The organism is Candidatus Devosia phytovorans (genome assembly GCA_029202405.1).
In the GTDB taxonomy this organism is placed as follows: domain Bacteria; phylum Pseudomonadota; class Alphaproteobacteria; order Rhizobiales; family Devosiaceae; genus Devosia; species Devosia phytovorans.
This window is the reverse complement of sequence record CP119312.1, coordinates 249,677-260,763: the sequence shown is the minus strand read 5'-3', so window position 1 is coordinate 260,763 and position 11,087 is coordinate 249,677. Positions and strand designations below refer to the sequence as shown.

At 63.5% G+C, this 11,087-nt stretch carries 7 protein-coding genes; 3 read left to right on the top strand and 4 right to left on the bottom strand.

The annotated features are described in order from the left end of the window. The first annotated feature begins 2 nt into the window (after nt 1-2). Nucleotides 3-572 (top strand): HutD family protein, encoded by a 570-nt coding sequence (locus P0Y65_01295; GenBank protein WEK04919.1) that lies wholly within the window; start codon nt 3-5, stop codon nt 570-572. Here the strand turns inward: P0Y65_01295 and P0Y65_01290 are convergent. Then, nucleotides 569-5,530 carry a hypothetical protein gene (locus tag P0Y65_01290; protein WEK04918.1) on the bottom strand — a complete coding sequence of 1,654 codons (4,962 nt, stop codon included), beginning with the start codon at nt 5,528-5,530 and terminating at the stop codon, nt 569-571. The genes P0Y65_01295 and P0Y65_01290 overlap by 4 nt on opposite strands. A gap of 70 nt (nt 5,531-5,600) precedes the next feature. Between P0Y65_01290 and P0Y65_01285 the strand changes: the two genes are divergently transcribed. Together P0Y65_01285 and P0Y65_01280 are read left to right on the top strand one after the other, a co-directional pair. Further along, nucleotides 5,601-6,074 carry a hypothetical protein gene (locus tag P0Y65_01285; protein WEK04917.1) on the top strand — a complete coding sequence of 158 codons (474 nt, stop codon included), beginning with the start codon at nt 5,601-5,603 and terminating at the stop codon, nt 6,072-6,074. 274 nt (nt 6,075-6,348) lie between these two features. Then, nucleotides 6,349-7,701: an EAL domain-containing protein gene (locus tag P0Y65_01280; GenBank protein ID WEK04916.1), complete on the top strand. Its 1,353-nt coding sequence runs from the start codon at nt 6,349-6,351 to the stop codon at nt 7,699-7,701. Here the strand turns inward: P0Y65_01280 and P0Y65_01275 are convergent. From P0Y65_01275 to glmM, 3 genes are all read right to left on the bottom strand, one after another. Next, nucleotides 7,698-8,675: an SDR family oxidoreductase gene (locus tag P0Y65_01275; protein WEK04915.1), complete on the bottom strand. Its 978-nt coding sequence runs from the start codon at nt 8,673-8,675 to the stop codon at nt 7,698-7,700. The two genes, P0Y65_01280 and P0Y65_01275, sit on opposite strands and share 4 nt — an antisense overlap. A 109-nt stretch (nt 8,676-8,784) precedes the next feature. Further along, entirely contained in the window at nt 8,785-9,558 is a 774-nt protein-coding gene (locus P0Y65_01270; protein WEK04914.1) for a hypothetical protein, read from the bottom strand. 151 nt (nt 9,559-9,709) lie between these two features. Beyond that, on the bottom strand, nt 9,710-11,053 hold the full coding sequence (glmM, locus tag P0Y65_01265) for a phosphoglucosamine mutase (protein ID WEK04913.1): 1,344 nt from the start codon (nt 11,051-11,053) through the stop codon (nt 9,710-9,712). Nucleotides 11,054-11,087: the final 34 nt, after the last annotated feature.

Here is an 11,087-nt window from a genome sequence, read left to right as displayed (position 1 = left end):
CCATGCGCCTGTTGCGCTACGAGGACCTGTCCGTCACCCCGTGGAAAAACGGCGGCGGCGTCACACGCGAAGTCGCGTCTTGCAACGATGGCGACGTAGGCTTGCTCTGGCGCGTCAGCATCGCTACCGTGAGTGCGCCGGGACCATTTTCGAGTTTTTCCGGCATCGACCGCACCATCGCGGTGCTGGCAGGCAAGGGCATGGATCTGTCGACGTCAGACCACGCGGTCACCTTGACGAGCGAAACGCCGCCCTATGACTTTGATGGTGAGACGCCAATCCATGCGCGCTTGACCGATGGCGACACCACCGACCTCAATGCCATGTCCCGCCGCGGCCATTTTCGTCACCGCATGCTGCGACTGACCGTAAATCCGGGCTTCACCTTCATCGGCACGGCCCAGCTGAGCTTCATCGTCCTCGGCGGACCGGCGGAGATCGCGTTCGACGGTAAGGTGATAAATGCCGGACCGCTGGATACTGTGGCCGACATTGCGCAGGGTGCATCACTGGCATGGGGTGTGGCCGTAGCCACACCCTGCCATCTGATCGAATTCGATCCTGTCTACTAGCCGGCGACTGTGCCGGTCGGTTGCTCCACGAACAGCGTGATCACCGGACCGTCCATCGTCGCGCCGATGATCTCGTCGACCGGGATGCCCGACTGCAGCAAGGATTCCACCAGGGCTGCGTTGCCTTCGATGGCGCCACGCAGGCGGTCGACGCCCGCGATGGAGATCTGCTGCTGGCATCCGTTGACACGCACCAGTTCGAGATGGCTGGCCTTGACCAGCGTTGCCGGGACCACGGCCTGACCACGCATCAGGGCGGCGACACCGGTCGGGCAATCGAGCTCGGCGAAAAGGCTGATCTCGTCCTGGCTGAGACCGAGAGCAGCGAGATTCTGCCCGTCCGCCGTGCCTGGCAAGCCATCATCGAATCCCTCCTCCGCTGAAAGGACCGAGAAGTCGCCACCGTCATTGCCATTGGGCACCCGGAAGCGGATGACTGGACGGACGGGCGGGCGGGTGGGTGTTGTCGTGGTCCCGCCACCATTGCCGGCTGTGCCGGTATTGCCGCCAGGAGGGACCTGGTTGACAGGACCGGAAGTCCCGCCATTGCCACCGATCGTGACGGTAACGCCGCCCGAGGTGCCGCCGGAGCCAGAGCCCCCGCCGCCCGAACCGCCAGTGCCAGTCGTGCCACCACCGACAGTACCGGTGCCACCCGTACCACCCGTGCCATTGCCGCCAATGGTCACCGTGCCAACCGGGGTCGGTATGGTTACACCGCCACCGCCAGATCCACCCGTACCACCTGTGCCTCCAGTACCACCATTGGAACCTGTACCACCGGTGCCACTTGTACCCCCGCTGCCACCCGTACCACCGGTGCCGCTGGTGCCACCCGTCCCGCCAGTCCCGCCGGTACCACCGGTTCCAGGGATGCTCGCGACGCTGGTCGTTAAGCCAGGATCAACGAAGACTTGCAGCTGACCATCGCTGGCGATCCGCACAGCGGCCACCGTGTCGAGCGCAAAGCCCGCACTGCCGATCTGCGCGGCAATTTCCGGATTGAGCGTCAGATCGAGCAGATCATCACCCGTGCCACGCAGCAGTGTCGTAACCAGGCCTAGCGACGAGCTGCCAAGCAGTGAGTTGAGGTCGATCGCCTGCAACGGCCCGGTGATCTGCGAAGGCACCCCAGGCTGTGGCCGCGAACCACCCTGCAACAGACGCAGGATGACACCCAGACGCTGCTGCTCATTGGGCAGGAGCTGCAAGTTGACATGGGCCAGTTCCTGGTCGGACAGCAGGCCAATATCGAGATCGGCAAGCTGGGTCTGGGTCAGAGCGGCCAGGGGATCGAGTGGGTTGGTGCCGCCTGCCGGAGGCGTCACCCCGGCGGTGCTGAGCAGCGGATCGATGAACACCCTGATATTGCCGGCAAGGTCCGTGGTTGCCACCAGCACCCGCGACACATCAATGCCCATTGCCTGCAGCTGCGCAACCAGCGCCGGATCAAGCGTCGCGATGCCGCCCTGCGGCAGGCCCAGATATTGCCGCACGGCATCAAGGCCGATGTCACCAATCAGGGCGCGCAGGTCGAGCAATTCGACATTGCCCGAAGCCGGCTGGCCCACCGGTGCAACCTGTCCGAGTAAGCGCAGCACGGCCGCGATACGCTGCTGCGCATTGGGCAGAACCTGCAGGTCGATCCGCACCAATTGCTGATCGGTCAGCAGGCCGATGTCGAGCGTTGCCAGCTGACCAAGCGTCAGACCGGCCAGCGGATCGAGCAGATTGCCGGGCAATGCGGGGATGCTCGGGATCGACGGAAGGTTCGGCGTGCTGGGCGTTGTCGGCACGGAGCCGCCGCTGCCGCTGCCACCACCTGTGCCGGGAAGCACCTGGGCAACGTCGATCGACGGATCAAGGAAGATTCGCAGGTTTCCAAGGCTGTCGGTCGTCGCCGAGAGCACCGTCGAAATATCGACACCCAGTGCCTGCAATTGCGCTGCAATGCCGGCATCGATCGGAGCAGCGCCCTGCGGCAGGCCGAGATATTGCCGCACGGCGTCGAGGCCCGACGCACCCAGCAGGGCCGGCACATCGACAAGTTCGACAGTGCCGGAGCCCGGCTGGCCAACAGGGGCCGTCTGTCCGAGGATGCGCAGCACGGCAGCGATACGCTGTTGGCTGTTGGGCAGCACCTGCAAGTCGATCTGTGCCAGCTGCTGGTCGGTGAGCAGACCGATATCCAGTGTCGCCAACTGGCCCTGAGTGAGGCCGGCAAGCGGGTCGAGGATCGTGCCGAGACCGGGCAGGCTCGGCGAGCCTGAGCCGCCACCGGCGGCAGGCGGTGTAGTGGCGGCCGTCAGCAGGGGATCGAGGAACACCCGCAGATTGCCCGCGGCATCGGTCGTAGCCGCAAGCACGGTGGCGGGATCGATGCCCAGCGACTGCAGCTGCGCGGTTAGCGCGGCATCAAGCGCCGCTGGACTATCGGGCAGGCCAAGTGCCTGCCGCACCGCATCGAGGCCCTGCGCGCCCAGCAGGGACGAGAGATCGACCAACTGCGGCGTGCCGGTGGCAGGCTGGCCCGCGGGCGGCGTCTGTCCCAGCAGACGTATTACGGCCGAGATGCGTTGCTGGCTGTTCGGCAGCAGTTGCAGGTCTATCTGCGCCAGCTGCTGGTCGGTGAGCAGACCGATGTCGAGCGTTGCCAACTGGCCCTGTGTCAGGCCAGCCAGCGGGTCGAGGATTGTGCCAAGGCCGGGCAGGCTCGGCGTGCCGGTGCTGCCACCAGACGCGGGTGGCGTGGTGATGGCCGTGAGGAGAGGATCGATGAACACCCGCAGATTGCCCGCCGCATCGGTCGTTGCTGCCAGCACGGTTGCCGGGTCGATGCCCAGCGATTGCAGTTGTGCGGTCAGCGCGGCATCCAACGTCGCCGCACTGTCCGGCAGGCCTAAAGCCTGTTGCACCGCGTCGACGCCCTGCGCGCCCAGCAGGGACGAGAGATCGATCAACTGCGGCGTACCCGTGGCAGGCTGGCCCGCAGGCGCCGTCTGGCCCAGCAGACGGATAACGGCCGCGATGCGCTGCTGGCTGTTGGGCAGCAATTGCAGGTCGACCTGCGCCAGCTGCTGGTCAGTGAGCAGACTGATGTCGAGCGTTGCTAGCTGACCCTGGGTCAGGCCGGCCAGCGGATCGAGGATCGTTCCGAGGCCCGGCAGGCTTGGCGTGCCGGTGCTACCACCAGACGCAGGTGGTGTAGTGACGGCCGTGAGCAGAGGATCGAGGAACACGCGCAGATTGCCCGCGGCATCTGTCGTCGCTGCGAGCACGGTTGCCGGGTCGATGCCCAGCGATTGCAGCTGTGCGGTCAGCGCGGCATCCAACGTCGCCGCACTGTCCGGCAGGCCTAAAGCCTGTTGCACCGCGTCGACGCCCTGCGCGCCCAGCAGGGACGAGAGATCGATCAACTGGGGCGTGCCGGTGGCAGGCGCCCCGCTGGGCGCTGTCTGGCCGAGCAGGCGGACGACGGCATCGATACGCTGCTGGCTATTGGGCAATACCTGCAGATCGATCTGCGCCAACTGCTGGTCGGTCAGAATGCCGACATTGAGCGTGGCAAGCTGCGTCTGGGTGAAACCGGCCAGCGGATCGAGCGGGTTGGGCAGCAGGTTGTTGACGACATTGGAGACCGTGCCGGCCGCTTCCTGCGGCAGGGCGGCCACCGCGCTCAGCGCCGGATCAACGAAAATCAGCGCATTGCCGGCCAGATCGGTTGTCGCGGCGAGCACGCTGGCTGGGTCGATGCCTAGCGACTGCAACTGGGCCGCGAGCTGTTGGTCGATAGGCGCGCTGCCCTCGGTCAGCCCGAGCGCCTGTCGGACGGCCTCGATCCCCTGCGTGCCGATCAGAGCAGGGAGGTCGAGCACTTGCAGCGGACCTGCGGTTGTACCCTCGACAGGCCCGTTCTGCGCCAGCAGGCGCAGGACGGCATCGAGGCGCTGCGGCTCGTTGGGCAGCAGACTCACATCGATGCGCGCCAGATCGCGATCGGTCAACGCGCTGACATCCAGACTGGCCAGCTGCACCTGCGTCAGCCCGAGCAATGGATCACCGCTGAGGCCGATCGCGGCATCGTGGTCATCCGTTCCAATGGCGGAATCGGTGAAAATGCGCAGCGTCCCGTCCGCTTCCGTACGGATAGCGACGACAAGGTCGGCATCAATCCCCAGCGCATCGAGTCTGAGCTGGAGAGCGTCGGTGATGACCGGCCGTGGTCCGAGCGCCCCGCCCAGAATGCCCTGGGCTTCGCTGCCCAGAAGCGTGGCAATGTCAAATATGCGAGCCGGACCCGAAGGCGCCGGCGGCGTGGTGCTGATCGTGCCCGTCGTCAGCAGGCGCACCACGGCATCGACGCGCTGGCCTTCATTGGGCAAAAGCGTCAGATCAGCCGAGACCAGTTCGCTTTCGGTCAGCACACCGACATCGAGTTGCGCCAATTGACCACCGGTCAGGCTACCCAGTCCGTCCGGCCCCAGGACGCTCTGCGTCACGGCGCCGAGGCTGCCCAGATCGATGGCACCATTGCCGACGACCAGCTCGGTATTGCCGGCACCATCGACATGTACGGCCAGAACATCAGCCGGATCGATCCCCTGCCCGCTCAGCAGTGATGTCAACGTCGGGTTGGAGGTGATTGAGTTGAGCAGGTCCGCTCTCGCGTCAGGATTACTCTGGAGTGCCGCGGCAATCTGCTCGACACCGGCGTTATTGACCAGATTGGTCACCGGTACGATGCTCACGGCCAGGTTATTGACCGTATCGAGGACGGTATTGACCACCGGATTGAGGATGCGATCGACCAGCGCGTCGGTGCGGACTTCGGCGCCCAGCGACAGCACCGGCACCGCCGGAATGGCGGGTGTCGACGGGGTCGATACGACCGTTGCCGCGACGGGTGTGGTGACGGAGATGGCAGGCGTCGAGGGCAGGATGACCTGCGGAATTGTCACTTGGGGAGCCACAACCTGAGGCAGGTTGACCTGCGGCAGCGTCACTTGCGGAACACTGACCTGGGGCAGCGTGACCTGTGGGATTGTGACCTGCGGCAGGGTGACGGCCGGCAAGAGGCTTCGGCTGAGCGTGCGCAATGTGGGCGTACTGGCCGGGGCGCTGGAAGGTGCGCTGCTGGTCGCCAGCGGGATCAGTGCCCCACCATTCGGCCCCGTCCCGCTGTCGGCCGGAGCGGGGTTCGAGGCAGCAGTGGCCGCTGGAGCGCTACTCTCGGAAGGTGCTGCGTTGGACTCCGCACCCGAACCGTCACTGCTGGCTGGCTGGCTGGAGCCGTTATCGCTGGAGTTGTTTTCCGTGGCCCCGCTGTCCGAACTTCCACCGTCACTGGATGAACTGCCGCTGTCGCTGGATGAGCCGTCACTGCCGCCGGAACTGCCGCTATCCGAAGAACCGCTATCCGAGCCACCGCCACTATCCGCTTCGGAGCCGTTATCCGAACCAACGCTAACGCCACTATCGCCGCCCAAGTCGATGTCCAATTGAGCCAAGACCGGCGCAGCAGCAAGCAAAGCAGCTGTAAGAGTAACTACGGAAATATACGTACGCATTACAATACCTTCCAGGTGTATTCCCGGAAGGCTAACTCAATATCCCTAATCAGTTTCCAACACAGTCGGTGGAGTGCTTGACCATATCATAACGCGAGATCACAAATTACTTCAAAGGCGCTGAAAACAGCAGAATAAATTGATAACTCACCTGCGAAGCAACAAAACCTTAGCGTTCTGCGCGCTATAGACCTGCAGTGACCTACAAGTTGAGACTGCCCACCCGGCAGATGAATCTGCACACCGGGGAAGAACTTTTGAGCCGCGCCGAGCCATCCCATCTGACGCTCTCCCGACGGATGAGCACCATTTACAGTACAGCCACTACTGGCCTGGCCGTGCTGAGCCTGTTCTGGCTTGGTGTACTTCTCGCCATGAAATGGTGGGAGCTGGCCTTCATCGAGGGTGTGCTGGCCCTGGCCTGCCTCTTCACCTGGCTGCTTGTGCGCGCCCAGCGATTGTCGCTGGCGATGATTGTCTCGCAATTGACCTTCTACGTGGTCATCCTGATCATCTGTCTCAAATATGACATTCCCGACGCTGCAGCGCCGCGCGTCACCCATCTTTTCCTGCTGAGTGCAGCCCTGGTCGGCTATATCAACTACATCCGCGAACCATCGCGGCTGCAACTGGTGATGATCGGCGTGAACCTTGTGACCTTCGTGGTCTTTGCCAGCACGTCCCTCGCCCTGCCTGGCATGGTCCCGCTTCCGGACCAGGTGCGGATTCCTGGTTCGTGGCTGAACACGATTTTTGCGGTCACCATCCTTGTTGGCAGCGTCTATGCCATGCAGGCCGAACTGGCCCGAAAATCTGCCCTGGTCCGGGAGTTGCAGGCTGCGGTCCTCGGCAACCAGTTCGAACTCTTTTATCAGCCACAGGTCGATTGCGACGGGCGCACCATTGGCGCAGAGGCCCTGCTGCGCTGGATGCATCCCAAGCGCGGCCTGGTCCCGCCCGACGAATTCATCTCGGTCGCCGAGCAGAATGGTCTGATGAAGCTGATCGGCAGTTGGGTTATCGAACAGGCTTGCCGCACGCTCGGCCAATGGCGGAGCGATCCCGACCGGCAGGACCTGCGGCTCGCTATCAATGTCAGCGCCGACCACTTTCTCGACCCTGGCTTCGAGCAATTTGTCGTTGCGGCTGCCGCCCGTCATGCCATCGACCCGACGCGGCTCAAGCTGGAACTGACCGAAAGCATCATGGTCGCCAAGATCGAGCCGGCTATTGCCAAGATGACCGCTCTTCGTCTTGCGGGCATCGGAACCGCACTGGACGATTTCGGCACCGGCTATTCCTCGCTCGGTTACCTGCAGCGCCTGCCGCTGGAGCAGCTCAAGATCGATCGCAGCTTCGTCCGCGACGTGCTGGACAACCAGCGCAGTGCGGCGCTAGCCAGAAGCGTGATCCAGATTGGCAATGACCTTGGACTGGCCGTGCTGGCCGAAGGGGTCGAGACGCAGGAACAGTTCGACTTCCTGCGCAACAACGGCTGCACCCAGTTCCAAGGTTACCTGTTCGGCCGCCCAGTGCCTCTCGACCAGTTCGGCATCGCCTAGCTAAGCCTACCGCCCATCTCGTCTTCGATATGGGCGCGGATGATCTCGTCAAAACTTGTTTCGGCAATGAAACCCAGGCCTGACGCCCTTTTGGCCTCGAAGGCCTGCGGCCAGCCGGCGACGATTTTGGCGATCGTCTCGTCCGGTTGTCGCCGGATGAGGGCCACTGCCCCGGCACCCGCCACCCGCCCCAGCGCCGCAATCTGCTCGCCCACGGTGGCGGCAAGGCCAGGCATGGTGAGATTGCGCTGACTGCCCAGCAGTGACGTATCGATTTCAGCCGCATGCATCAGGAAACGCACCGCTGCGCGCGGACTGGCAAACCAGTGCCGTACATTGTCGGCCACAGGTAGGATCGCCTCCTGACCGGCCAGCGGCTCGCGTATGATGCCGGAAAAGAAACCCGATGCCGCCTTGTTGGGCTTGCCTGGCCGCACCGCTATGGTTGGCAGGCGAATACCCACGCCGTCGACAAAGCCGCGCCGGGAATAGTCCGCCAGCAACAGCTCGCAGATGGCTTTCTGCGTTCCATAGCTGGTAAGTGGCGTATGTTCCTGCGTATCGGGAATTGTAGCCGGCAGTGGCTCGCCGAACACGGCGATGGACGAGGTGAAGACCAGGCGTGGACGATAGCCGTCGCCAACCTGCCGGATGGCTTCGAGCAGATAGCGCGTCCCATCAAGGTTGATGCGATAGCCCTTCTCGAAATCCGCTTCAGCCTCGCCCGAGACGATGGCCGCGAGGTGAAAGATCAGGTCCGGCCGATCGGCGACGAGCTCCGGGCCAATCTCGGGCGTGGACAGATCCACGGCGCTGGTGGTGATCGCAATGCCGGTCTGGGGTGCCGATGGCGCCACCACATCGGCCAGATGGATGTTGTCGATCCTGCGCCCATTCACCTGTCCTGCAGCCAGCAGCGCCGCCACCAGCTTGCGACCAACCATCCCGGCCGCACCGATCACCAATACTTTCATCAATAATGCTCTCCATCCCTTTGATGGAGCTTAGCCCGGGTATTTCCTGCGGGGAAAACAAAATCGGCGCCCCGAAGGACGCCGATTGGAGATGCGATTTGGCTGGCGCTTAGTTGAAGCGGTAGCGCAGCGAGGTGCGGATTTCGTGTAGCCAGTTGTTGTTGGTGTAGATGTCCAGCGGGGCATCCAGGCCATTGCCGATCTGGGCGATGTAAACGCCGCGGTAGCCGATATCGGCAACCACGGAGCCGAAGTCGTAGCCGACGCCAACCATGGCGGCCAGTGCCGGGCTGGTGTTGCTGCCGGAATCGGCAGGGCTCGTGCTGGTCGCAGGCGAGGTGATGTCGAAGCGGTTGTGAGCGATACCCGCACCCGCACCGACATAGCCGAAGGCACCGCCAGCAGCGCCGTAGCCATAGTCGCCGAAGGAGAAGTCGTAATAGGCGTTGGCCAGAGCCAGGCCTGTCCGCAGGCGGGCTGTGTATTCACCGGCACGGGTGCCGAATTCTGGGCCCTTGATGACGCTGAGGCCATCGTTGTCGACATAGTCGATCGTGGCGTCGAAACGCAGGCCGGTTCCGGTTTCGTAGCCGAAGCCGGCGCCGACGCTGTAGCCATAGCCCCAGGTTTCGAAGGGGAACTGCGTCAGGACTGTGCCGGGTTCGCCAAGCGTGGTGCAAGTCACGCATTCGTACGCATTGGCTTCCTTCGCCCAGAGGGCGTTACCGGCGGCACTGCCGCGCAGGTAGAAGGAACTCTGCACACCGTAATCCACGTCCGGGATTTCGATGACGGGCGGATAGTAGGGGAAATCGGCGGCGACGGCCGATCCGGCGACCAGCGTGGCTCCTGCCACCATGATTGCTGCAATAAACTTGCGCATGAAAAACGTCCTTGAGGTTGCCACGACATTGGTCGGTTGGCCTCAATATCGACGATTTTCCTTAAAACCCACTTAACCCTAACAAACGCGATCGAGTAAACAGAAAGTAAATACAGATGGTTAGCAAGTTATTACTTGCCGACACCCGTGCTTACGCAACGTCGCGGATCGCCGCCTCGATCTGACCGACTACGGTCGACACCAGCCCGGCATCATCCGCCTCGCCCATGACGCGAATGACCGGCTCGGTGCCCGAGGCGCGAACGACCAGGCGTCCGCCCGTGCCCAGCAGGGCTTCGCCATCGGCAATCGCCTGCTTGACGTGCTTGTCCTCGAGCGGCTTGCCAGCCTTGAACTTCACGCTGCGCAGCAGCTGCGGCACCTTGGTGAAGCGCGAGCAGATTTCCGAGACGCTGCGATCTTCTTCCTTGAGCACAGCGAGCAACTGCAGCGCGGCGACCAGGCCGTCGCCTGTCGTGGTGAAATCGGAGAGGATGATGTGGCCGGACTGCTCGCCGCCGACATTGAAGCCCTTGTTGCGCATGGCTTCGAGCACATAGCGGTCGCCCACCTGCGTGCGCTCGAGCGTCAGGCCGAGCGAGGAGAGATAGCGTTCCAACCCCAGGTTGGACATGACCGTCGCGACGATACCGCCGCCAAGCAGCATTTCGCGCTCCAGCCAGCTTTGTGCGATCACGGCCATGAACTGGTCGCCGTCAACCACTTCGCCCTTTTCATCGATAATGATGACGCGGTCCGCATCGCCATCGAGCGCAATGCCGATATCGGCGCGCACTTCCTTGACCTTGGCAGAAACGGCCTCGGGCGCGGTGGAGCCGACCTTGTCATTGATATTGAAACCGTCCGGCTTGTCGCCGATGGTGAACACCTCGGCACCCAACTCCCAGAGGGCCGTCGGCGCTACCTTGTAGGCGGCGCCATTGGCGCAATCGAGCACCACCCGCAATCCGGCCAGATCGGTATTCCGCGGCAGCGTGCGCTTGGCATATTCGATATAGCGCGTGCTGGCGCCTTCGTCGCGATAGGCTCGGCCGATGCCGCGGCCATGCGCCAGCCGGGCGGTCATGTCGCTGTCGATCAGGCCTTCGATCTCGAGCTCCAGCTCGTCGCTGAGCTTGTAGCCGTCGGGACGGAACAGCTTGATGCCATTGTCGTCATAGGGATTGTGCGACGCCGAGATCATGACGCCGAGGTCGGCGCGCAGCGAACGGGTCAGCATGGCGACAGCCGGCGTGGGCATGGGGCCCAGGAAGTAGACATCCATACCGACGGCGGTAAAACCGGCCGCCAGGGCGCTTTCGATCATATAGCCGGAACGGCGCGTATCCTTGCCGATGACGACGCGATTGCGATGGTCGCCCCGCACGAACTTGTGCCCGGCGGCCATGCCCACTTTGAGCGCCAGTTCGGGCGTCAGCTTGGGGCCGTTGGCGAGGCCGCGAATGCCATCCGTGCCGAAATACTTGCGTACCATTTGGTCCTGTCCCCTCAACTGAGCCAGCAGCGCT

Bases quoted from the DNA above. Each gene is read 5' to 3' on its own strand.
- P0Y65_01295 (WEK04919.1), top strand. From the start codon at position 3: ATGCGCCTGTTGCGCTACGAGGACCTGTCCGTCACCCCGTGGAAAAAC.
- P0Y65_01275 (WEK04915.1), bottom strand. From the start codon at position 8,675: ATGAAAGTATTGGTGATCGGTGCGGCCGGGATGGTTGGTCGCAAGCTG.
- P0Y65_01270 (WEK04914.1), bottom strand. From the start codon at position 9,558: ATGCGCAAGTTTATTGCAGCAATCATGGTGGCAGGAGCCACGCTGGTC.
- glmM (WEK04913.1), bottom strand. From the start codon at position 11,053: ATGGTACGCAAGTATTTCGGCACGGATGGCATTCGCGGCCTCGCCAAC.